The organism is Commensalibacter sp. M0355, from assembly GCF_016101365.1.
GTDB classification, from domain to species: Bacteria; Pseudomonadota; Alphaproteobacteria; order Acetobacterales; family Acetobacteraceae; genus Commensalibacter; species Commensalibacter melissae.
In genome coordinates this window covers 161,379-185,575 of sequence record NZ_JACFQQ010000002.1, presented here as the reverse complement: position 1 = coordinate 185,575, position 24,197 = coordinate 161,379, and the positions used below count along the sequence as shown (strand labels likewise).

The following is a 24,197-nucleotide window of genomic DNA, read 5'->3' as shown; positions in this document are numbered from 1 at the left end:
TGATGGTGGATAAAATATTATTGAATATAGATAACGCCAAACCTTCATTTGAAGAGAGCGCGTTGCCTTATGTGCCATACAATTTAAAATTGCGGGCAGGCGAATGTATCATTGTTGAAACGGGCAGTATGGAGTTATCAACTGCTTTAGCAGATTTATGTAGTGGTATTGTCAAGTTAGATGAAGGAAGTGTCAAATTTGAGGGGATGGAATGGTCTTCTCTGAATGAGCCAAGATTATCTGCCTTAAGGGGAAGAATAGGTCGTATATTTCAACAGGGTGGTTGGGTTGATATGTATCCTGTCGCAATCAATATCTTGATGCCAATGTTGCATCATTCCTCTTTAGCTATCGATAAATTGACCAAGCAGGCTTTGACACTATGTCGAATTTTTGGTTTGCCTGGTCTTCCCATGGATACGCCTCGCCATATGATGCCGGTAGATTTACATAGGGCTGCATGTGTGAGGGCCTTGTTGGGAAACCCTGATCTAATTTTATTGGAGCACCCTTTTGAAGGATTTTCAGAAGATTTGTTATTCCCACTGTTTGAAATGTTGAATACGGCACAAAATAAAGGGGCCGGTGTTATTTGCTTTACACAACAGTTTTCTTTGTGGAATTATTATAGGGAACGGGTGACGCATTGGATGCGGTTGCAGGAAAAAGGGTTAACATTGGAAAATCAATAAGAATATTTATCCTTAATTGCATGAATGATACGGTTATAAAATAAAATGTTTAACAGCAAACGATACACAAAAGCGCGACAGTTATTTCAGCTAAGATATGCTAATGAGTGGACAGGTGGTCTTGTTCTTTTATGCTTATTGGCATTTATTGGTGCAATTATTGAAGCTGGTGTATTACGGGACTGGCTTACCCCTGCGGCACAACTGAATATTATCCTGCCACAAACAGGTGTTGACAATCTATCGGTTGGAGATGATGTGGAGGTATTCGGTATTAATGCGGGGACCATACAAAAAATCAATGTCAATTCTGATGGTGGTTTAACAGCAATAGCAATGCTGGATCCTCAGATCAGAACTTTTATCAGACGAGATAGTACAGTCACCATCAAACGTAAATTTGCCGTAGCAGGTGCCGCTTTTGTTTCTATAACAAGAGGGTATAGTACGCCGCTAAATTGGCGTTATGCTGTTTTGTCGGCGAAGACAGAGCCTAATCCTGCAGACCAGATTTCACAAATGGTATTGCAAATTCATAAACGTATTGTTCCAATTATGGATAGTGCAAAAAATATGATGGCTTCACTTGAAATGACAGTTGAGGGAATTCAACAGGGGCGTGGAACAGTCGGTCGTTTGGTTAATAATGATGAATTAATCAGAAGAGCTGAAAATATGGTTCAAACAATCAACAATGTTATTGAACAATTGAAACCGATTGAAAATAATATTAATCATGTTGTTAAAAATTCTGATAAGGTCATGGTTAATTTCAAAAAAGTTTCCAGAGATTTAAGCAAGGCTTCACCTTCTTTGAAACCGATAGCTAAAAATGTTCAAGATGCAACGGCAGAGTTGCCGGATATGATGATTCAATTGCAATCAACAATGGGTGATCTACAACGATTGATTATACAACTGAAAAGTATGTGGATATTGGGTGGAAATGGAAAAGCGCCTCATAAAACAAAACGTCTACATGCAAGAGAGGTAAGACCATGATAGGAAATTTAGGAAAGATTCCGTTTTGTCTTACAGGTTTTCTATTTCTGGCAGCATGCGGCGTTACACAAAATGATCCACCTAGAGATGAGCCTTTGCAACGAACTATGGACGTTGCCAAACAGGGAGTATTTTATAATCGGTTAAAACAGGCTGAAATAAATTATCTAAAATCATATCAATTTGCTTTAACCCGTGATGATCAGAATGATATTGAGAATGCAGGTTATAATTTGGCTGTTGTTCAGTTGGATATGAATAATAAGCAGAAGGCTTATGAAACTGTTCAGGCTGTCCGTAACGAATTATATATTAGAGACGAAAAAAATAGTCCTCAACTGGATTTAGTTGAAGCAGCCATTTTATACCGGTTGCATCGTCAAGACGAGGCTTTGAGACTTTTACAAAATGCGGTACAAACGTCGCAAGATGATATACGGGAACGGGCTTATTTTTTCATAGGATTGATTGCTAACGATCAAAATAATATTTCCCTGTTGGTTAAAGCTTCTCAAAAGCTTGATCAATTAATTCTAAAAGATAAAAATGCAAGAAAAGAGGATAGTTGGAAAGCGGATCAAGGTGAATTGCATGCATTGTTGAATTATAGAAATGGGAAATATGATGATGCTATTACCACGTCAAGATTTGTAGAGGTAAGCCGTCGTCAACAAATTGAATATAGAGCAATGGTTAGGGCGCTTGTTATTCAGGCTATGGCTTATGAATCAAAAGGTGATCGGATTCAAGCAGCCAATTTATATATAAGGGCTGGCAAAAGTGCCCGATTTTTAAAAGAATATACAGATGCCAAGAATTATTTGTATAAAGCTGTTGCATTACAGGCTGATCAAATAACTAATAATTTGGCATCTCATGAATTATCAACTGTGAGACAAGAAGAATTTAAAATGAAAGAAAATTCTTTAGATAAAAATTAATGGCAATAATAATAATTTTATTTAAGAAATAGAGCTAAAATCGCTAAATATAGCCAACCAAAAATAAGAAGAGTACCTCCGATTGGTGCTATGGGTAAAAATGGATGAAAACCGGTGAAACTGATGTAAAAGACACCTGAGCAAAACAAAGTTAACCCTAGAATAAATATACATCCGATTAGAAAAAAATGTAAATTCAGTTTCCATATTTTTTGTAATATGGAAACTGATATTAAGGCTAATCCGTGAATGAATAATATATTATCCGCTATTCGACTCATATTTCTGCCATCATTAATGAAATATTGATCTGGTAAATGGGAGGTGAGGGAAGAAAATATAACTGCCAGTAAACAGTAAAGTGCCCCGAAGGCGAGAGAAATATTAATAAATAAAAATTTTTTTTGGAATTCCATTTTTCACCTTATTTATACGATTTAAAGAGTTGAAAAAAAACTATTTATGAATTAAGTATAAAAAAATAATATAAAGATTTAAGATGGCAAAGAGGTTAAAAGAATAATAAAAAAAATTATGTATTATTAATTATAAAATAAAATTATATTAAAAGTATTTTATAAATATTGCAAAATATATTAATTTTTTAGGCAATACTAAATAAAAACGTGTAAGTCAAAAAATAACAATTAAGTTTATTAATTCATTGTAAATAGCGAAATAAACTTGAATATTTGTTTAAAAAATCGAAAATATTAATTTTTCTAGAGATTTATCTCTAGAATTTATCACTTAATAACCAATATAAACCAATAAAAATATTTATACTTAATAATAAGCATGATTTTTAAAGTGGGAATTTTTTTTAATGAGAACTGATAATAAAGAAGAAAAATTTTCGAATATAACTGATATAGATGCTGTTAAAAGGGCGTTGGAAAGTATAGGGGATTCTACAAATAAAAAGATAGTGAAAGAAAAAGGAAATGATAATTTTCCTAAAAGACGGTTTATCAGGGATCAAGGAGTAATTGTTAAAAAACAGAATTCAGAAAAATTTTCTAGAAAAACATATTTTCAAGATTTTTCTGTTGATGATAAACTGTCAAAATATAACCGAAAATTATCGATAACAAACGAAAAAGATGAAAATAATTTCAAAACCATTCTTAAACATGTTGAAATACTTGTCGAGAAAATGACATTGATGCAAAAACAAGTCGAGAATTTGGAAAAATTGAATATTCAACTTTCAGAACAATTTAAGAGTGTGACATCCAGTTTTAATAAACCAAATGAAATTGAGACTGTTGAGATTATGGAAGATGATGATATTGTTGATGAATTGGGACAAAAACCGGTCAAATGGTGGATTAGAAAGCTTGACTAATGTCCAAACTGATTGTTAAACATTATGAAAATTTATGGAAAGGACATTTTAAACTTGATAGAGCAGAAGCTGTTCAGAAATATTCGGATGGTAATGAAAAGTCTATCAAGCGTGAAATATTAAGAGTAAATGACAGTGTTGCGGTTTTATTATTTCGTCATGATAATAGAAACATTATTTTAACTTCACAATGGCGGGCACCTGTTCTTGCAAGAGGTGACGATAATAATCCGGTTATAGAAGTATGTGCAGGCAACATAGATTCATCAGATTATGATCCCTTAAAAAAAAATCCATTGGAAGCGGCTTATCAAGCTGCTTACCGAGAGGTAAAAGAAGAGACAGGTTGGCATATAAGTCAGTTGTATCATTTATTTTCCTTGTATAGTTCGCCAGGAATCACAACAGAAAAATTATATTATTTTATCGCTTCCGTGGATAAGCAAGATCAAAAAGGTGGTGGATTACGACAGGAAGGCGAAAATATTGAAATATTGGAAATGAAATTGACGTTGGCCTTTGAATGGATCAAAGAAAATAAAATTGTTGATTTGAAAACGGTATTTTTGTTACAATATTTCCGTAATAATATTAATCTATTTATGTAAGACCAAATATTTATATGTAATTAAAATAATCTTTTGGCTGAAAAATCAATATAATTATATCAGTATGTATCATGTGTTGTAGGAAAAAAAAGTCGTGCAGACGAAAGATTTTATATTTACCTATCTATACGGTTATATTGTTTTTAATTGTAATTAGTGCTGATTTTAACTAGTATTTACTCGTTTATAAATTTAAAACGTGTAAAGATAATTTGTAACAGAAGAATAAGGAATAAGTCGTGGTATTTCGTCGGGATCTTTTGCGTACTACAGCAGGAGCCTCCTTGGTTGGAATAGTTGGTGGAATAACAAATATTTCCCCAGTATCTCTTGCAAAAGCAGATGAACATAATTCTGTGGATCAGGGAAAACCATTTGATCAAACTACGGTAAGACAATTGGCAAAATCAATGGCGCAACGTGCGTATAAGGCACCTGATGATCATTTGCCAGATGTGATTGACAAACTAGATTTTGATGGATTTAGGGGAATTGAATTCCGCCATGAAAGAGCTTTATGGAATAATGAAAATTTAAATTTTGCTATAGAATTCTTTCCGAGAGGTTTTTTATATCGACCACGTATAGATATTTACGAGGTAATTGATGGAGTTTCCAAGCCTGTTCAATATCATTCTGACATGTTTTCCTATGCGGATCCTAAACACAAAATTGATCAGGATTTAGGATTTTCTGGCCTGAAATTGATGACCAAACTCAATCAATCGGAAACGATGGAAGAATTTGCAGTATTTTTAGGTGCATCCTATTTCAGGGCGATAGCCAAAGGTCAACAATATGGTTTGTCTGCGCGTGGTTTTGCTAAGGGAACCGCGGATCCACAAGGGGAAGAATTTCCTCTATTTCGGGCGTTCTGGATTGTCAAGCCTAAAAACGGCATTGAATCGTTGGTTATATATGCATTGCTAGACAGCCCTTCATTAACCGGGGCATATTGCTTTACAATTCGCCCAGGTAACATGACAATATTCGATGTTGAAACCCATATCTATCCCCGTAAATTAATTTCTAATGGTGGAATTGCTCCTCTGACTGGCATGTTTTATTTTGATGCCAATGACCGTAATCACATTGATGATTGGCGTCCTGCCGCTCATGACAGTGAGGGTCTTCTTATATGGACGGGTACAGGACAACAAATATGGAGACCTTTAACCAATCCAGTTGATTTACAATATTCTGTTTTTGTTGATAACGCGTTAAAGGGTTTTGGCCTAATTCAACGTAAACATGCCTTTAGCCAGTATGAAGATCTGTCTTTGCATTATGAATTAAGACCAACCGCTTGGGTTGAACCCGTGGGTGAATGGCAAGCGGGTAGTGTCAATTTGGTGGAAATACCTTCCCCCAGTGAAGTCAATGATAATATTGTGGCATTCTGGCGCCCCAAAGAAGTTTTTAGAGAAGGAAAAGAATATACCTTTACTTACCGTTTATATTGGGGATGGGATAATCCATGGACAACATCCTTATCTCGTATTGCTGCAACCAGAATAGGGGCAGTTGTTGATAAACCGGATGTAAGATTTATTTGTATAGATTTTTTTGATGGTCCATTGAACGGCTATTCATCGGACAAACAATTGCATGTCAATGTATCCTCTTCCACGGGTCAAATTAGCAATATAAGCATGTATTCAGATACAAATTTGCATAAATGGAGAACGACTTTTGAGTTCGATCCTAAAGGGGCCAAAATGGCTGAATTGAAATGTGTTTTAATGGATGGGGATCAACCAATTTCCGAACAATGGACCTATCGTTGGACACCGTAATATATTTGTGAAATTTATTGTTTAATAACCCAAGCATGAAAAGCTTGGGATTTTTTTAGGTAGGTATAAGAAACGGTTATTATTTTCAAAAATCATTTATCCATGTATGAGTAAATTGATTTTATAATCAACTTCTTGGATGCATTTGTTTCCAGTCTATTGAAATATTTATATTTGTAAGTTAGGCTTCGGGTATTTTAAATGGGAGAAAAAAATACTTATGGTTGAATTAAAGGTCAATAATCATTGTCATCTGCAAAATGATTTGAATGAAATCAAATTCCAGGACTTAACAGCTGACAAATTTGAATTTGCTGCCCTTCCTCCAGAATCTCCTATTGAAATGCCTGTGCAAAATTTATTTTCAAGGCCAAATATTCATAATCGATCTAAAAGAATGAAAACTGAACCAAAGACAATTTTCTTTAGAAGATTGTTTGTTTTTTTATTATCTTTTTTATTAACGGCGTACGCCTCCTACGAAATGAATCTAGTGTTTAACAGCACAGGCATGAATTCCCTTGGCGTTATTATTCTGATTATTTTTACAGTATTGTTTTTATGGATTGCCTTTTCTTTTGTTTCATCACTTGGAGGATTTTTTGAGCAATTGAAACAAAAGGGAGGTCTTTCGCTAAATATCGATCCCAAAGCACAAATTCCTAATTTGCGTAATAAGACAGCAGTGCTAATGCCTACCTACAACGAGGATCCACATCGTGTTTTGGCTGGTTTGAAAGCAATCTTTAACAGTCTTCAAGCGACTGGTCAGGGTGATCACTTTGATTATTTCATTTTATCGGACACTACCGATCCGGATGTATGGGTTGAGGAAGAGGCAATTTATTTACGCCTGATTGAAGAAACAAAGGGTCTAAATAAGATTTTTTATCGACGTCGTTTTGAAAATACCGATCGTAAGGCTGGAAATTTGGGGGAATGGGTTCGACGTTTTGGTGGGGCCTATGAACATATGTTGACTCTTGATGCGGATAGCTTGATGGAAGGGGACACGATAGTAAGAATCTGTGCGGCCATGGAAGAAAACCCAGAAGTTGGATTGATTCAAACTTTACCGGTTATTGTCAATGGCACAACGTTGTTTGCGCGGTTGCAACAATTTGCCGGACGGGTTTATGGTCCTACTATCGCTTATGGTTTAGCATGGTGGCACGGGTCAGAAAGTAATTATTGGGGACATAATGCGATCATACGGATCAAGGCTTTTGCCGAGCAGGCTGGATTGCCCCATCTTCCGGCAGTGAGAAAACCTTTTGGTGGCATGATCATGAGTCATGATTTTGTTGAGGCGGCTTTGATGAGAAGGGGGAGATGGGCCATTCATATGGTTCCTGCATTACAGGGTTCCTATGAGGAAAGTCCGCCTTCCTTGACTGATATTGCTATCCGTGATCGTCGTTGGTGTCAGGGGAATTTGCAGCATGCCATGATAATTCCAACAAAAAAGTTGAGCTGGATAAGTCGTATACATATGATAACAGGTATTGGAGCGTATGTAATGTCACCATTGTGGCTGTTATTTTTGCTTGCGGGTATTCTGGTATCACTACAGGCTTTATTCATGAAACCGGAATATTTCAGTACAACGGATCGCGTATTATTTCCTCATTGGCCCCAGGTTGATCCAGTTCAGGCTGAATATGTTTTTATTTTAACTATGCTTGTTTTGTTGGCCCCTAAATTTTTAGCGTGGATTGCCCTTTTGGCCAATCCTTTTTTAAGAAAAGGATGCGGTGGAGAAATCAAGGCTTTGTTCTCCATTGTTATTGAAACGCTTGTTGGTGGATTGATTGCACCTGTTGCGATGTTGATTCAAACCGCGGCGGTAGCGTCAATATTGTTGGGATATGATTCAGGATGGAATGCCCAACGTAGAGATGTCGGTTATATTCCTTTAAAAGATGTTATTCGGGATTATTGGCCACATACAGTTATTGGTATTTTAATGGGTGCAGCTGCCTGGGCAGTTTCTTTTTCTTTATTTTTATGGATGACACCTGTATTGCTGGGATTATTATTGGCAATTCCTCTAGTATGGATGACTTCAAGTCAGAAAATCGGAATTTTATGTCGCAAATTGGGTTTGCTAATCATTCCTGAAGAAGTTAATCCGCCAAATATTTTGCGACTTGATAAAAAAGAAAAAGAAAAAATTGCGAATTTGGAAGTTAAAAATGCCTTTCACAATTTAGATAACAGTAAGCTAATTCAATTTCATTTGGCTCAGCTCCCTCAGGAACGGAATAAAGGGGAAGCTATTAATGCAAATGAATTGGTAAGTATTGTTAAAATTGAGGAGGCAGACAATCGTCAGCAACTTTTGGAGAATTTAACAAAAGCGGAAAAATCGGCTGTACTAGCTTGTAAAAAAGCTCTCATCAAATTTTTTAAAGTGCCATTATAAAACTATAAAAAATGAGATAAAATCTTTAGAGATTGTCTTACTTCTATGCTAGGAAGTAAGACTTAAAATAAATTATATAATTTTTTATAGTTTTTCATTTTTAAAAATTAATTCAGAATGTAATTTGTTGAACAATCAACGATTTAGTTAAATAGATTAGATAATGATTATTATTTAATATTCGTTTTTCAAAAACAATAAATGGTTTTGTTTTTATCTCTATTGTTCGATAAACGCATGTTTTTTTCCAATTCAAAAATTTTTTCTGTCAGAATTTCACTGGATTGATTTGTTTTTTTTCCTTTTTTGGTTAGAATTACAAACTCTACGTTATTGGCTTTATGAGAATAACGCTGGCTGCTGACACGATAACGTTTATAAATTTTTGCAAAAATTGATACACGGCCAATTGTACAGTTTTGGCGTATCATTTCCTCCAAAGGTATAAAACCATCTGTACTATAGCTAGTCATTATCCATTGTGTAGGTAGAGTCTGAAGAAGTGTATTATAAGCATCACTTGCCTGTTTGCGAATGGTATAAGCACTTTTTCGGTCTTTTCTCCAATCCTTACGAATTGCAGATTTATCCCGGCAGGAAATTTTGTTGGATATATTAGGCTTGTCCCACAAGGTAATACTGTTCAGGACATGATAATTGGATCCGTATGGATGCTGGTTATAGGGTGGATCTAAATAGGCAATTGAGTAATCGGGTAAATTCATATTTTGTAATTTTTCAGCAAGAAGTTGCGCATCCATTTGAAAAATTAAATTTTCCTGATGATTGTTAAAAAATTGTATAGGTTGTAGCTTTAAATCTCCCGCAATACGATAAAGGGCGGTTTTTGTTTGTCCGCCCCATCCCTTATGAAAGCCTTTGAAAACGCCACTTGTATTTGCATGATAACACGCACAATAAAGTAGTGGAGCAAGCAGGCAGGCAAATTGAATTTCGCTAAGTTTATCTTTTTGTTCCCATTCGAATATTTTTTCACGTATTGCATCAATTTTTAAACCGTTTTTTCGCATGTAAAAAAGCCGGTCTTTGGATAAATCATATTGGTCATCATTTTCAGGACATAAATGAGAGGTTACCCAATTCTGTATCGGTGGCAGATTATTTAGATACAGCAAAATATCTTCGTAGGATTGTTCATTGAAGAATTTGGGAGAAGATTGTATCTGTATTGAAGCAATATTGAGGATTCGGCTATAAGGTTCCCAATCATTGGAAAATACGCGATAGCCTATTTTTTTTGCAAGGCGGCTGACTACGCCGCTGCCTGAAAATAAATCTATAAACAATCCATTTTTTGGCGAACCTTTAGTTTTAGACATACCAAGATGAATTAAATCCAATAATTTTCGTTTATTCCCTATATAGGGTATAAGTTGATTAAATAAAAAGTTATCAGTTTGATAAGCTGAATGTTTTTCTTTATTCCACTGCATTTAGTATATTAAACTTGTATGGTTTACTTGTCACGATCATGAAGGAAGAGAAATACAAAATTATCATAGAGTAAATTTGATCAAAAATTTGTTTTGTATGGAAAATGTTACATTTTATAATGACGTAAATTCATTACGTTTGTAACCTTGAACGAATAAAGCGGATAGTAACGAGGTATGCTGAATTTTATTTATAATTTTTTCAGCAACAATCGGTTTGGGATAAAAACCGATACCTAATCCTGCAGAACTCAACATGGGCAGGTCGTTGGCACCATCGCCAATTGCCATTGTTTCATCATTGGACAAGGAAAGTTCTTTTGTAAGGCGTTGAAGATGATTCAATTTAGCTTCTTTTCCAAGAATTGGAGGAATAACCTTTCCATCAAGCATATTATTCTGAAAACTTAATTGATTTGCATGATTTTCATCAAATTGACAAATCTGGCTTACTTTTTCGGTAAAATAGGTGAATCCTCCGGAAATTAAAGCTGTATGCGCATAATGGTTTTTCATTGTAGCTACAAGAATTTTTGCCCCTTCATTGAGTTTTGTTTTATTCCAGGTTTTTTCCAAAAAATTTATAGAAACGTTTTTCAGCAGGGCGATTCTTTCTTTTAGGGCTGTTTCAAAATCAAGCTCACCATTCATGGCACGTTCGGTTATTGCAGAAATGCGATCGCCAATTCCTGCTTCGGCAGCTAGGTCATCAAGTGTTTCATTTTTCACGATAGTACTGTCCATATCAGCTATTAAAAGCCTTTTTTTTCTGTGCGTGGAACAGGTTATAAAAAAATCTGCCTCATCAATATCCAGCGATTTTTTTATATCTTGATAAAGTGCCAGAGCTCCGGTTAGATTATTAATGGAAGCTGGAGCGATAAAATCTATCGCTTCTTCATGAGAAAGCCATTGATAATTCAGATATGAGAATTTCTGTCTAACTCGATCTATAATTGATTGATTAAGCAATGAGGGTGGTGTTACCAAAGTAAAAATAAAGGACATAAAATTATCCGTGATAAGATTGGGGCTTTAACATAATGAATTCAGATCAATTTGATTTTGGTTAACTTTTAATGATATTTCTCATAAAAACAAGAACTTCTGAAATTTAATTATATAAAGCGGTTTTCAGGGAATTGTTTTATAACTAATTAGTGATTCAATTATTATGAATAAACCAAAACATGGATTATGCTTATGGAACAGGCGGTGCTTCAATCACGGTCTTTAAATAATGAATTGCGGCAGGGGAAAAAAAATTGGGCGGTTATTGTTGCCGGTCCAACATGTTCAGGTAAATCTTTCCTCGCTTTACAGCTTGCACAAAGTTTAAATGGATCAATTATCAATGCGGATGCAATGCAATGTTATGCTGATTTACGTATCATAACCGCTCGTCCCTCTTTTGAGGATGAAAAACGAGTTCCACATTATTTATATGGGGTGTTGCCTTGGTATGAAACGGGTAATGTTGGTTGGTGGCGACAACAGGCACTTAATCAGTTGCAGAAAATATGGGAAAATCACAAATTGCCTGTATTATGTGGTGGAACAGGCATGTATTTTCATTCCTTAATTCATGGTATTGCCACGATACCTGAACCGGATCCGTCAATAAGGAAACAGGCACGTCAGTTAGTCAATGATGGAAAACTAGCGGATTTATATAATGAATTGGCCAAAGAAGATCCTGAATCGGTCGAGGAATTAAAATCTAATGATTCTCAAAGAATTGCTCGAGCATGGGAAGTCTGGAAATCAAGTGGGAAAGGATTGAGATATTGGCAAAAACATGCGCATTTACCTGGTGCAGATTGTAATTTTATTGTTATTCGCCTTGCACCTGAGCGTTCTGTTTTACGTCAAGCCGTAGCTAATCGTTTTGGATTGATGATTGATGAAGGTGCACTGGAAGAGGTTAAACTTTATGCGGAAAAAAAACCGTCTTTGTCATGTCCTTTGTCCAGAGCTCATGGAGTTCCAGAGTTCATGGCTTATCTTAATAACAGGATTTCTATTAAAGAGGCCGTTGAACAGGCTGTAAAGAATACGCAACGATACATTAAGCGTCAGGAAACATGGTTTTCACATCGAATTTTGGCGCCAGTGCAGCAAACTTGTATTTTTAATTCAAGAATAGACAAAAATACGCAATATTTGCAAAGAATTATTAAAAAATCTGAACTTTTTATTAATAGTTTTATTGACGAATAATCATTTATTGATTAGGGTAATTTCAATAATAATTTATAAGATAAGATTAAACTGCAAATCATTTTATTTGGTTTAAATTTATAATTCTATTAATACCAAGGATTAATTGAAAATGACAGAGGCTATGCAAAAGAACGGTAATAATGCTCTTAAAGAAAAAAAAAATTATGATATGACTGGAGCAGAAGTTCTTTTACAGGTACTCGTTGATCAGGGTGTGGATATTATTTTTGGATATCCGGGTGGGGCTGTTCTGCCCATTTATGATGTTTTATTCAAGCAAAAGAAAATTCGCCATATTCTAACACGCCATGAACAGGCTGCCGTGCATGCCGCTGAAGCCTATGCCCGTTCAACGGGAAAGGTAGGTGTTGTTTTGGTTACCAGTGGACCGGGCGCAACTAATACCGTTACTGGGTTGGTGGATGCCTTAATGGACTCCGTTCCCATTGTTTGTATCAGTGGACAGGTCTTCAGAAGTTTGATTGGTAATGACGCTTTTCAAGAAGCGGACACGGTTGGGATTACTAGGGCCGCGACTAAATTTAATTATCTGGTTAAGGATACGGAAAAATTGGCTCAGAAATTGCATGAGGCATTTTATATAGCCAAAACAGGTAGGCCCGGACCTGTTCTTGTCGATATTCCAAAAGATGTCACTTTAGAAAAAGCACCCTATATTAAGAAAAACAAAGTCGAACCTTATCCATCTTATAGACCGGTTACTGAACCCGATGAAAATCAGGTTGTAAAAGCGGTAGATGCAATGAAAAAGGCAAAGCGTCCCTTATTCTATATAGGAGGTGGGGTTATTAATGCTGGAAAAAAGGCATGTGAATCGTTAAAGAGATTGGTTAATTTAACCGATTTTCCGTGTACTGCTACGTTAATGGGTCTTGGTGCATTTCCTGGTTCAGACAAGCATTTTCTCGGCATGTTAGGAATGCATGGAACTTATGAAGCAAATATGGCCACCCATGATTGTGATGTCTTGATTGCTTTGGGTGCGCGATTTGATGACCGTGTTACAGGCAGTGTAAAACATTTCTCACCGAATTCCATTAAAATACATGCTGATATTGACCCTTCTCAAATTAACAAGATTGTAATTGTTGACATACCTATTGTCGGGGACGTGGCCAAAACGATCGAGTTGATGATCAAGCTATGGGACAAAAGGGAAGATCAGAAAAAAGATTTGAAAAACTGGTGGAAACAAATTGAAGCATGGCAGTCAATAGAGTGCCTGAAATATGATCAGGATAAATCAAAGGGCAGTATTGTAAAGCCCCAGCATGCCATTCGTTCGCTTTACAAAGCAGTTAAAAAAAGAAAAAAAGAGGCATATGTAACAACAGAAGTCGGTCAGCACCAAATGTGGGCAGCTCAATATTATGTTTTTGATCAGCCTAATCATTTCATGACATCTGGTGGATTGGGAACCATGGGGTATGGATTACCGGCTTCTGTAGGAACACAAATTGCGCATCCCGAGGATCTTGTTATAGATATTGCAGGCGAGGCCTCTACCATGATGAACATTCAGGAACTGGCCACAATCAAACAATATCGTCTGCCAGTGAAGATTTTTATCTTGAATAACCATTATATGGGTATGGTGCGACAGTGGCAGGAATTGGTTCATGGTGGACGCTATTCTGAAAGTTACAGTGAAAGTCTGCCTGATTTCGTCAAATTGGCGGAAAGTTTTGGCATTAAGGGATTGAGAATAGAAACGATTGATGACTTGGATAATGTCATTGATGTAATGCTTGATGAGCCGGGACCAGTGTTGGTTGATGTTTGTGTTCAGCAAGAGGAAAATTGTTTTCCAATGATTCCAGCGGGTGCACCCCACAATCAGATGATATTGGGACCAAATAAAAAATAAGGCTTGGCATTTTTTATTTTATTTTAATGTTGGGAATAAAAATGGGCAATCAACGTAATAATGTATCGTTATCGGAAGTCATCGAAGATAAAGATAATTTTGTTAAAGCTGTTTTTTCTTTGATTGTTGAAAATGAAAGTGGTGTTCTGTCCCGTGTTATAGGTCTGTTGTCGGGACGCGGGTATAATATTGAAAGTCTTACTGTCGCGCCTGTAAATAAGGATGAAAAGAAATCCAGAATCAATATTCTGACTTCTGGTACTCCCATGGTGATTGATCAAATCAAAGAGCAGTTAAGTAGGCAGGTTCCTGTCTATCATGTTGTTAATTTATGTGAACAGAGTTCATATGTTGCACGCGAATTAGCATTAATTAAGGTTGTTTCCAAAGGAAATGAAAGAACAGAAGCGTTAAATTTGGCTGGTGCATTCCGGGCACAGGTTGTTGATGCAAGTATTGATTCCCTTGTGTTTGAACTGACTGGTAAAACTGAAAAAATAAATGCTTTTGTGGATTTATTACGTCCATTGGGTTTGGTAGAATTGTCCAGAACAGGTATTGCCGCCATTGGACGTGGTTGTCATACAATTTATTAAATTGAAAATTTGTAAGGATTATTAAGATGCGTGTTTATTATGATCGTGACGCAGATGTTAATTTGATCAAGAACAAAAAAGTTGCCGTATTGGGCTATGGCAGCCAGGGTCATGCCCATGCAAACAATATGAAAGATAGTGGGGTAAAAGATATTGTAATTGGTCTTCGTCCAGGATCCAAGAGTGCACAAAAAGCAGAAGCGGCTGGTTTAAAGGTTATGAGTGTGGCAAATGCTGCCGCCTGGGCTGATGTTGTTATGATTTTGACTCCAGATGAAGCGCAAGGGGATTTATATCGTGAAGAACTGGAAAAAAATCTTAAGCAAGGAGCCGCAATTGCCTTTGCACATGGTTTAGCCATTCATTTCAAGATTATTGAACCTCGTCCTGATCTGGATGTTTTCATGATTGCTCCAAAAGGTCCAGGCCACACTGTTCGTTCAGAATATCAGCGTGGTGGAGGGGTTCCATGTTTGGTTGCCGTTCACCAGAATCCTTCAGGCAATGCCCTAGAGATTGCGCTTTCTTATGCTGCCGCAATAGGTGGTGGCCGTTCTGGCGTTATTGAAACAACCTTTCGTGAGGAATGTGAAACAGATCTTTTTGGTGAACAAGCGGTATTATGTGGTGGATTGGTAGACTTGATCCGAAATGGGTTTGAAACGCTTGTTGAAGCAGGCTATGCACCTGAAATGGCATATTTTGAGTGTCTTCATGAGGTTAAGTTGATTGTTGACCTTATTTATGAAGGAGGGTTTGCCAATATGAACTATTCAATTTCAAATACAGCGGAATATGGAGAATATGTTTCAGGTCCTCGGGTTATTACAGAAGAATCTCGTAACGCCATGCGGAATATTTTAAAGGATATACAGGATGGAACCTTTGTTAATAAATTTATGACTGATAATAAGGTTGGACAAATAAGTTTAAAAGCACGTCGCCAGCAATTGAACAATCATCCAATTGAACAGGTTGGTGGAAAATTACGTGAAATGATGCCATGGATTACAAAAAACCGTTTGGTTGATAAAAGTAAAAACTAGTTTTTTAAATTTTTTCGTTTTAAAAAGGGCTATGACTTAATAAAAAATCATAGCTTTTTTTGTGCAAAAAATAGAAAATTACCAGCTTATTGAACGATCCAGCTGTTTGTTCAAGGCATTAGTTTTATCAAGGATATTAGCAATGAATTGATCTTTTTCACTCGCTTTGAAATAATTGAAAATATCCTGTATTGTATTGAGTGCTGTATATCCCCGGTTATTCTTAAACAACTTTTCAGCATGGTCATACATACCCTGCGCAATTAGTCGTTTGATATTGATATTTTGATCGTCAATATAAAAATTAATCAGTTGATCATATGTTTGTTTAATTTCAATACCTTTATGTAACATAATTTGAAGCTTTGCTTTTTTTAAAATTGCATCGGCACCATTATAGCGGGTTTTTGGATTATTTTTATGATGGGCAACAGCTATAAATTCTGTATAAGTTGTAAGAGCCTGATCATATTGCTGTAAGTTGATTTGAAGTTCAGCCTTGGTTAGATAGGCATTGCTGATTTCATAATATAATTTTTCGTCTTGAGTATCCTTATAAAGTTTTATTACGTCGGTTAAATATTGCAAGGCGAATTTGCTCTGTTTCTGTTTTTCCAAAATAATGCTTTTATTGATATATGCCTTGATAATTATGTCATTCAGGTCATTTTGTTCTGAATCATGAACTGATTTATATTTGTTCAAGATCTGGTCGTAGACAGAAGAGGCCTGGTTCAAGCGGTTAAGATCAGTGAGGATATTGGCTTTGGTAAGCAGTGCCATAGCGACGATCTTCCTGATTTTTGGGTTGGTGAATTGTGAAAAATCATCATGAATTTGGTTGCATAGAACCAACGCTGTATCTGTATCATGTTTACTGTTTAAAATCTGCGTTTTACCTAACAGGGCAATGGATTTGTAATATGGTAAATCTTCATCTTTGTTTGTAGAGGCATTGATTTTTGCCAGAATTTCATCATAGGTTTTTAATGCGGCGTTTTGTGGATCATTGCCAAATAAATCTTTTTGATTTTCAGGAATGTGAACTACGCGATGAAGTATTTCGGCTCGATATAACAAATTTTGCAAAAGAAATTTTTTGATCTGAGGATTGGGATCATCATGATATAACCGAATAAATGCATTGCTGTTATAAAGTGCTATTCCCCATTCTTTACGGTCAAGACGGTTTTTGGTTCTGGCCATAATGGATCGGGCAGTGATTAACCGAAGGGTTGGATCTTTGTCTTTGACAAATTTTTCTACAATTGATGAATGGATGTTGAGGGCTGTATCATGATGCCCAGTTTCGTTCAGAATTACAGTTTCATTATACATAACCTGAGCAATCATGCGCTTAATATCAATTTTCTGATCAGATCCATATGTGGAAACCAAATATGAAAAGGCTAGCATGGCTTCATCATATTGTTTTTGTTGAAGTAAGAGGTTACCTTGGTTAAACCGCGCTTTTGCTACATCATACCGTATTTTTTTATTGTTGCTGCCCATGTAGAGGTTGCTGAGTTGTTCATAGGTAATGATGGCTCCTTCAATATCATGAAGATTGGTAAGGATTTCGGCTTTTTTTAATAAACCCTTGGCTACAATTTTCTGAATTGTCTTATTGTGACGATTACCGTAATATTCTGACAGAAAACTAAAATCCCCCATAGCCTGTAATGGTTTGTTATTTTTCAGATATAAATATCCAGATTGCAAGGCTGCATCTGCGTGATTTTCGCTTTGCACTTCATAGCGATAATATATTCCAATACCAACACAGGTTAAGAAAATGAAAGCATATAAAATTATTTTTTTACGCATGAATATTACTTTACCCTTAATTTAGAATATTTGGGGATAATTCTGACTATTTTATCGTTTTTTTTGAATAATTACACTTTATTTAAAAATAAAATATTTTTCACTCGACAATGAAAATTCTATTTTTTGTTAGGATTAACAATTATACCATAATTGTAATCTATTTATAAGATGAATAGCTAGAAATTCATAACATATTGTGTTTAATTATATATTATTTAATTTTCAGGAAAGAACATATGAAAAAAAGAATTTGGGCAAAACAGGATTGCAAATTGATATTATAGATCTTTATCAATCGAATTGGATGGATGAAAATATAGCTTATAAAGAAACGCTTTTTGCCTATGAACAACTTTTGAAAGAAGGAAAGATCCGTGCCATAGGTGTATCAAATCCCAATTTGAAACAATTGTCAAATTTCGATACAGGTTGTTCACAAAGCAGTAATTATCAATATATCAAACATTACAATCTAAATCTTTACGACAATCCGCAATTTGATGATACATTACGTAATTTTGTGATCAGAAAAAATATTGGGGTAATTATTTATTATAGTCTTAATTCAGGATTTTTAATGGGGAAATATCGAAATTATGAAGATATGATCACAGTGCGAGAAATGACAAGATTGCCACATACATGAATGATCAGGGCATGCGGATTTTAAAAAACTTTAGATAAGATTTCAGTCAATCATCATGTTAATCAGGCATTTATAGCTTTGGCATGGTCGCACGCACAAAAAGAAGTTGCCGGCCTCTATTGCAAGTGCGACAAGTATCAAGTCAACTAAAGGATTTAATTAATTTTTTAATGTTAAATCTATTACTTGCTGAATTATCTGACCTGGATCAGGCAAGTATGAAACAGTGGCAATTAAATGGTTCAAGAGATTTTCAGACTTGGATTTTACCCTAAACCTTTTTAACTGCTAAAATAATAATCATGCTGATAATACAGGCAGTTCCTAGCCAGTCTATTAAGGTAAATTTCACATTTAAAAGGAAAACAGAGAAAAAAACAGCTGATAACGGTTCCACCGTTGCTAAAATGCTACCTTTTGTGCTGCCCAATAATTTTATTCCTATAAGATAGAAAAGAAAACCAAACATTCCTCCGCCAAAAATGACTATCATCAGTTCAATCCAGTTAACAACATTTAGATTTACTTCTAGATGCCAGAAAGGGTAGAAAAAATTGAGAATGATCCCGCCGATTAACATACCCCATCCCGCAATGGTTGAGGTATTATATTTTTGGAGAAGGGGGATTGGATATAATGTATAAATTACCGAACTAAGAATACTGATACCACCGTATAACAAAGCTTTTGGGGGAAGGGTGATTTCATAAATCGAACCGTTTGTAATGATACAGAATGTTCCTGTAATTGCTAAGATAATGGATAGGATAACATATAAAGAGGGAGGTTTTCTCAAATAGATAGTCAATATGACTGCAATGACGATTGGATATAAATATTGCAATATTGTTGCTGTTGCCGCATTGGAATATTTAACGGTTAAAAAGTAGCAGAGTTGTGAAACAAGAATGCCAAAAATTGAAAAATTCACCAGGTAGATAATGTCTTTTCTGTTTTTTAAGGGAAGAAAAATATTTTTCCCGTATTTGCGATAACAAAGTCCTAACAGGATTGTTCCAGGTAACCACATGCGTATCGCGATCATCCAGGCTGTATCAATATGAACGGTTTGCAAAAGATATTGTCCGATTACACCACTTAATCCCCATAGGCAGCCAGCAAGGATGGCAAAAAACATTCCTTTTGTTTGATCAGAGAATTTGAAACGGTATGGGGATTTATCCGGGGAAATTGTATTGTTCATGTTTGAATACTTCATGAAAATATTTAAGTGAATTAAATTCACTATTAAAAATATTTGGATGACTCAATAAATGGCTAAATGCTTATTTAATAAACTTTTTTGAAAAATAAAGTTTAATTTTGGTGAGATTGGTAGATTTTTCTTGAGCTTAACTTAAATAGTGTTTATATAACACACTACGTTTATGGGTTGGGCTTGGAAAATGGGCTGCCCTTCTTATGACGTAAGTTTCGATGTTAGCAATAACGTATCCAGAATTTTTAAGGAGTATGAAATGCCCAAGATCAAGACCAAGTCATCGGTCAAGAAAAGATTTAAGATCACGGCAACAGGTAAGGTGCTGGCTGGTCCAGGTAACAAACGTCACGGTTTGATTAATCGTACCCAAAAAGCAAAACGTAGCAATCGTGGGACACAGGTATTGGAACCACAGGATGGTCGTACAATTAAACAATGGGCCCCGTACGGTCTGCCACGCTAAGGAGTACAAAGAACTATGGCAAGAGTTAAAAGAGGTGTTACCACACACGCCCGTCATAAAAAGGTATTGGATCAATCCAAGGGTTTTCGCGGTCGTTCGTCAACCAATTATCGCATTGCGCTTGAACGTTTGGAAAAATCTTTACAATATGCATATCGTGATCGCCGCGTTAAAAAACGAGATTTCCGTTCATTGTGGATTCAACGTATCAATGCCGCTGTTCGTGAACATGGATTGACCTATAGCCGTTTTATCAATGGTCTGAATAAGGCTGGTATCGAGCTGGATCGTAAAGTGTTATCTGCAATTGCTTATGATGATGCAGCAACCTTTGCAGAAATCGTTAAAAAGGTTCAGGCTGCACTTGCTTAACTTTTTATGAGATTAATCTGTTCATGAAAATGAATGGAATAGAGAGGGTTGTCTGATGACAGCCCTTTTTTGTTTATTGAGGGGTTAGATGGATAAGGATCTTGAAATCATAAAGCAGGAAACGCTTCATGCTTTAGATCAGGCACAGGATTTGCGTGCATGGGACAGTGTTCGGGTATCAGCGTTGGGGAAATCAGCCCCGTTGGTACAGAAATTGAAAGAATTGGGAAAGGTTGAACCTGAATTACGTAAAGAGCGTGGTCGTGTTTTAAATGAATTAAGAAATGAGCTGACCAAAGCAATTGAAATACGTAAGGCCATTCTTGAGGAAAAAGCGTTAAATGAAAAATTGAATGCGGAGGCAGTTGATGTCTCAATGCCTGTTTCTGTTGTAAAAGGTACATTGCATCCCTTGCAACGAACAATTGAAGAAATTGTTGCCATTTTTGCGGCAATGAACTTCAGGGTTGCAGAAGGGCCTAATATCGATACGGATTGGTTTAATTTTTCTGCGTTGAACATTGATGAAAACCATCCCGCGCGTGCTGATCATGATACGTTCTATCTCCCCTCCAAATCTACAGATGAACAGCAACTATTATTAAGGACTCAGACTTCAACAGTACAAATTCGCACGCTTTTGGAACAGGAACCTCCCATACGCATCATTGCACCAGGTCGTACCTATCGTGCAGATCATGACGCAACTCATTCACCGATGTTTCATCAGTGCGAGGGTATGGTTGTAGAGAAAAATATCACTTTGGGTCATTTAAAGGGATGTCTTGTAGATTTTCTTAGAGCTTTTTTTGGAATACCAAATTTACCCGTTCGTTTTCGTTCGTCCTATTTTCCGTTTACTGAACCTTCCATGGAAATCGATATCGGCTGGAACCGCAAAACTGGAGAATTGGGTGGTGGTTCGGATTGGCTTGAAATTCTCGGCGCAGGGATGATGCATCCACGTGTATTGGCAAATTGCGGTGTTGATCCTCGTGAATGGCAAGCTTTCGCTTTTGGTGTCGGTATCGAACGTCTGACGATGTTAAAATATGGAATTGCTGATTTGCGGTCATTTTATGAAGGTGATGTACGTTGGCTGCGTTATTACGGGTTTTCCCCTTTCAAATCCCCAAGCATTCATGAAGGGATATAGGAAATGAAATTTACACTGTCTTGGCTTCATGATCATTTGGATACAAATAGATCTCTTGAAGATATATGTGCAGCCTTGAATAAAATCGGTTTGGAAGTGGAAGGGGTCGAGGATCCTGGTAAAACACTGGCACCTTTTAGGACAGCCAAAATTATTTCTGCCGAACAGCATCCCAATGCTGACCGTCTTCGTGTTTGTCATGTTGATGCTGGTAAAGGATTTGAAAATATTCAGATTGTTTGTGGTGCACCCAATGCCTGTGCTGGGCTAATAACGGTTTTGGCACCTGTTGGTACCTATGTGCCTGGAAGTGATATTACAATCAAAGCGGGTAAAATCCGTGGAGAGCAAAGTAATGGCATGATGTGTTCTTCCCGTGAATTAAATCTGGGAGATGATCATGATGGTATTATGGAATTGCCAGTTGATACTCCAATAGGTGTATCTTATGCAGAATATGCCCAGTTGAATGATCCAGTCATTGAAATTGCTATCACTCCAAATCGTGGTGACGCATTATCAATAAGAAATATAGCCCGAGATTTGTCTGTCGCCGGTATGGGAACACTGAAACCACTGAAGGTTCCAAAAATACAAGCGCAATTTTCATCAGCTTTGAGTTGGAATAACCAATATGAAGACGCCTGTCCCTGGATTCTGGGCAGAACAATTCGAAATGTTAAAAATGGTCCAAGTCCCGAATGGTTACAGAAACGCTTAAGAGCTGTTGGAATAAGACCAATTTCATGTTTGGTTGATATAACCAATTATTTTGCCTTTGATCTTGGGCGTCCATTGCATGTTTATGATCTGGACAGGATTGCAGGCAAGCAGCTAACAATATGTCGTGGCAATGGTGAAAAAATCCTGGCCTTGGATGAGAAAGAATATCAAGTCACTGACAAAGATTGTGTCATGATTGATGAAGCCGGTGTTCAATCCTTGGCAGGATTGATGGGTGGTGAAAAAACAGGTGTCAGTGAGAATACAACAGATATCTTTCTTGAATGCGCTCTTTTCGATCCTGCCTTGATTGCCTTGAGTGGTCGACGTCATATGATCGTGACTGATGCGCGACAGAGGTTTGAACGGGGCGTTGATCAGGCTTTGTTACCAGATGCGATCGAATTGGCTACGCAAATGATTATCAAATTGTGTGGGGGGCAGGCAAGCGATGTGGTTCATGCAGGTCAAGAACCCAAATGGCAGCGTACAGCAACCTTGCATTATAATCGTTTGAAAGATTATGGTGGATTGACAGTATCGGAAAATAGGGTTTCGGAAATACTGACCAATCTTGGTTTTGTGATTGCAGAAAAAAATTCGGAATGGATAAGGGTTGATGTACCTTCATGGCGTAATGATATCGCAATGCCCATCAAAATGGCCTATAATTCCAAGTTGGATGTGGTAAAAAAAGACAAACTGCTTGATTCTGTAAGAGCCTTGGAGGGTGAAGCAGATTTGGTGGAAGAAATATTGCGCATAGAGGGATTGGATAAAATTCCCGCCTGTTCCATGCCTTTGATTCAGCCCGTTCCTTCACCTGCATTGACAACAGATCAGGAGCGTTCTATTCTTTGTTCCCGTTTGCTTGCTGCACAAGGTTTGATCGAAACAGTAAATTTTTCATTTGTAGATCATGAAATTGCTGCACGATTGGGGGAAGCGCCTGAATCTTTACGTTTAATGAATCCAATTTCAAATGATATGGATCAATTACGGCCGACCCCTCTGGCTTCGATCCTGCCTGTTATGCAGCGTAACATAGCACGGGGTATTGGTGATATTGGACTTTTCGAAACTGGGCCTGCCTTTACACGAAATCAGGAACGCCTTATTGCAGCCGGTGCACGGTACGGACATATGCAACGTCAATATGATGGTAAGGCACCAAAAGTTACTTTATGGGATGTAAAAAAGGATGTTTTAACGGTTCTCGATGGACTGGGCATATCAATTGATTCTTTAAAAACGGTTGGTGAAACACCGAATTATTATCATCCCGGACGTTCTGGCCGGTTGAGTTTGGGGCCAAAAAATATATTGGCTTATTTTGGTGAGTTGCATCCTTCTTTGGTAAAAGAATTTGGTTTTGATCAGGCTCCCATGATTTTTGAAATTATGCTTGATACAGTAATTCCAAAGAAGATTACCAGGAAAAAGGCACCTGTACTTTCAATCTTTCAACCCTTAAAGCGTGATTTTGCCTTTGTTTTAAAAGACGGGATCCCTGTCGAGCAGCTTTTACAGGTCGTTAAACAGGCTGATCGCAAATATATAAATTCGGTTGAATTGTTTGATGTTTATAGAGGAGATAAAGTTCAGGCAGATCATAAATCCGTCGCTGTTCAGGTAACTATCCAGCCAAATGACCGAACATTGAAAGATGAGGAAATAGAGGCAATCTCCCAAAAAATCATCAAGGAAGTTGCACGTTTGCTTGGTGGAAATTTAAGATAAATTTAGTCTGTTTGTATTAAAGCCCA

At 36.6% G+C, this 24,197-nt stretch carries 22 protein-coding genes; 17 read left to right on the top strand and 5 right to left on the bottom strand.

All coding sequences use genetic code 11. From position 1 onward, the window contains the following. Positions 1-2 precede the first annotated feature (2 nt). From H3T44_RS04620 to H3T44_RS04610, 3 genes are read left to right on the top strand one after another with little or no spacing between them, the layout of a single operon-like run. The gene (locus H3T44_RS04620; RefSeq protein WP_110438850.1) at positions 3-692 is read left to right on the top strand and encodes an ABC transporter ATP-binding protein; all 690 of its coding nucleotides are present in this window, start codon (positions 3-5) and stop codon (positions 690-692) included. A gap of 45 nt (positions 693-737) precedes the next feature. Further along, positions 738-1,694, top strand: coding sequence for an MlaD family protein (locus tag H3T44_RS04615; protein ID WP_110438851.1), 957 nt, complete (start codon positions 738-740; stop codon positions 1,692-1,694). After that, a complete protein-coding gene (locus tag H3T44_RS04610) occupies positions 1,691-2,635 on the top strand; it encodes a hypothetical protein (protein WP_110438852.1) in 945 nt (314 codons plus the stop codon). The genes H3T44_RS04615 and H3T44_RS04610 overlap by 4 nt, the downstream gene beginning before the upstream one ends. Positions 2,636-2,652: 17 nt before the next feature. Here H3T44_RS04610 and H3T44_RS04605 read toward each other — a convergent pair whose 3' ends face one another. Continuing rightward, positions 2,653-3,051, bottom strand: a complete 399-nt coding sequence (locus tag H3T44_RS04605; RefSeq protein WP_198196330.1) for a DUF423 domain-containing protein — start codon at positions 3,049-3,051, stop codon at positions 2,653-2,655. A 410-nt stretch (positions 3,052-3,461) separates the two neighbouring features. Between H3T44_RS04605 and H3T44_RS04600 the strand changes: the two genes are divergently transcribed. From H3T44_RS04600 to mdoH, 4 genes are all read left to right on the top strand, one after another. Continuing rightward, on the top strand, positions 3,462-3,983 hold the full coding sequence (locus H3T44_RS04600) for a hypothetical protein (RefSeq protein ID WP_198184875.1): 522 nt from the start codon (positions 3,462-3,464) through the stop codon (positions 3,981-3,983). Further along, positions 3,983-4,591: an NUDIX hydrolase gene (locus H3T44_RS04595; protein WP_198196328.1), complete on the top strand. Its 609-nt coding sequence runs from the start codon at positions 3,983-3,985 to the stop codon at positions 4,589-4,591. The genes H3T44_RS04600 and H3T44_RS04595 overlap by 1 nt, the downstream gene beginning before the upstream one ends. A gap of 239 nt (positions 4,592-4,830) precedes the next feature. Further along, on the top strand, positions 4,831-6,387 hold the full coding sequence (locus tag H3T44_RS04590) for a glucan biosynthesis protein G (protein ID WP_198196326.1): 1,557 nt from the start codon (positions 4,831-4,833) through the stop codon (positions 6,385-6,387). A 220-nt stretch (positions 6,388-6,607) separates the two neighbouring features. Further along, on the top strand, positions 6,608-8,812 hold the full coding sequence (gene mdoH, locus H3T44_RS04585; protein ID WP_198196324.1) for a glucans biosynthesis glucosyltransferase MdoH: 2,205 nt from the start codon (positions 6,608-6,610) through the stop codon (positions 8,810-8,812). Between the two features lie 188 nt (positions 8,813-9,000). Here the strand turns inward: mdoH and H3T44_RS04580 are convergent, their stop codons facing one another. Continuing rightward, positions 9,001-10,266: a DNA adenine methylase gene (locus H3T44_RS04580; RefSeq protein ID WP_155569111.1), complete on the bottom strand. Its 1,266-nt coding sequence runs from the start codon at positions 10,264-10,266 to the stop codon at positions 9,001-9,003. A 114-nt stretch (positions 10,267-10,380) separates the two neighbouring features. Then, complete coding sequence (serB, locus tag H3T44_RS04575) at positions 10,381-11,274, bottom strand: phosphoserine phosphatase SerB (protein ID WP_155571816.1); 894 nt, start codon at positions 11,272-11,274, stop codon at positions 10,381-10,383. Positions 11,275-11,469: 195 nt separating this feature from the next. On the opposite strand from serB, the gene miaA reads away from it, so the two are divergent. The 4 genes from miaA (at position 11,470) to ilvC (ending at position 16,019) form a co-directional block, all read left to right on the top strand. Further along, entirely contained in the window at positions 11,470-12,486 is a 1,017-nt protein-coding gene (gene miaA, locus H3T44_RS04570; RefSeq protein WP_198196322.1) for a tRNA (adenosine(37)-N6)-dimethylallyltransferase MiaA, read from the top strand. 112 nt (positions 12,487-12,598) lie between these two features. Next, entirely contained in the window at positions 12,599-14,377 is a 1,779-nt protein-coding gene (ilvB, locus tag H3T44_RS04565; protein ID WP_198196320.1) for a biosynthetic-type acetolactate synthase large subunit, read from the top strand. A gap of 41 nt (positions 14,378-14,418) precedes the next feature. Next, positions 14,419-14,973, top strand: coding sequence for an acetolactate synthase small subunit (ilvN, locus tag H3T44_RS04560; RefSeq protein WP_110439014.1), 555 nt, complete (start codon positions 14,419-14,421; stop codon positions 14,971-14,973). A 26-nt stretch (positions 14,974-14,999) separates the two neighbouring features. Beyond that, on the top strand, positions 15,000-16,019 hold the full coding sequence (gene ilvC, locus H3T44_RS04555) for a ketol-acid reductoisomerase (protein WP_198196318.1): 1,020 nt from the start codon (positions 15,000-15,002) through the stop codon (positions 16,017-16,019). Positions 16,020-16,097: 78 nt separating this feature from the next. Here ilvC and H3T44_RS04550 read toward each other — a convergent pair whose 3' ends face one another. Then, positions 16,098-17,846: a tetratricopeptide repeat protein gene (locus tag H3T44_RS04550; RefSeq protein WP_198196316.1), complete on the bottom strand. Its 1,749-nt coding sequence runs from the start codon at positions 17,844-17,846 to the stop codon at positions 16,098-16,100. A gap of 199 nt (positions 17,847-18,045) precedes the next feature. Here H3T44_RS04550 and H3T44_RS04545 point away from each other — a divergent pair, with 199 nt between their 5' ends. Together H3T44_RS04545 and H3T44_RS09090 are read left to right on the top strand one after the other, a co-directional pair. Next, positions 18,046-18,495 carry an aldo/keto reductase gene (locus H3T44_RS04545; RefSeq protein ID WP_370552725.1) on the top strand — a complete coding sequence of 150 codons (450 nt, stop codon included), beginning with the start codon at positions 18,046-18,048 and terminating at the stop codon, positions 18,493-18,495. A gap of 83 nt (positions 18,496-18,578) precedes the next feature. Next, entirely contained in the window at positions 18,579-18,770 is a 192-nt protein-coding gene (locus H3T44_RS09090; RefSeq protein WP_196424228.1) for a hypothetical protein, read from the top strand. On the opposite strand, the gene H3T44_RS04540 is transcribed toward H3T44_RS09090, so the two are convergent. Beyond that, a complete protein-coding gene (locus tag H3T44_RS04540) occupies positions 18,767-19,699 on the bottom strand; it encodes a DMT family transporter (protein ID WP_110438864.1) in 933 nt (310 codons plus the stop codon). The genes H3T44_RS09090 and H3T44_RS04540 overlap by 4 nt on opposite strands. 274 nt (positions 19,700-19,973) lie before the next feature. Here H3T44_RS04540 and rpmI point away from each other — a divergent pair, with 274 nt between their 5' ends. The 4 genes from rpmI to pheT all read left to right on the top strand — a co-directional run bounded on the left by rpmI (position 19,974) and on the right by pheT (position 24,171). Continuing rightward, positions 19,974-20,180, top strand: coding sequence for a 50S ribosomal protein L35 (rpmI, locus tag H3T44_RS04535; RefSeq protein ID WP_110438865.1), 207 nt, complete (start codon positions 19,974-19,976; stop codon positions 20,178-20,180). Positions 20,181-20,195: 15 nt separating this feature from the next. Further along, positions 20,196-20,552 carry a 50S ribosomal protein L20 gene (gene rplT, locus H3T44_RS04530; protein WP_110438866.1) on the top strand — a complete coding sequence of 119 codons (357 nt, stop codon included), beginning with the start codon at positions 20,196-20,198 and terminating at the stop codon, positions 20,550-20,552. Positions 20,553-20,640: 88 nt separating this feature from the next. Next, positions 20,641-21,708 carry a phenylalanine--tRNA ligase subunit alpha gene (gene pheS, locus H3T44_RS04525; RefSeq protein ID WP_198196313.1) on the top strand — a complete coding sequence of 356 codons (1,068 nt, stop codon included), beginning with the start codon at positions 20,641-20,643 and terminating at the stop codon, positions 21,706-21,708. A gap of 3 nt (positions 21,709-21,711) precedes the next feature. Then, complete coding sequence (gene pheT, locus H3T44_RS04520) at positions 21,712-24,171, top strand: phenylalanine--tRNA ligase subunit beta (protein WP_198196312.1); 2,460 nt, start codon at positions 21,712-21,714, stop codon at positions 24,169-24,171. Positions 24,172-24,197: the final 26 nt, after the last annotated feature.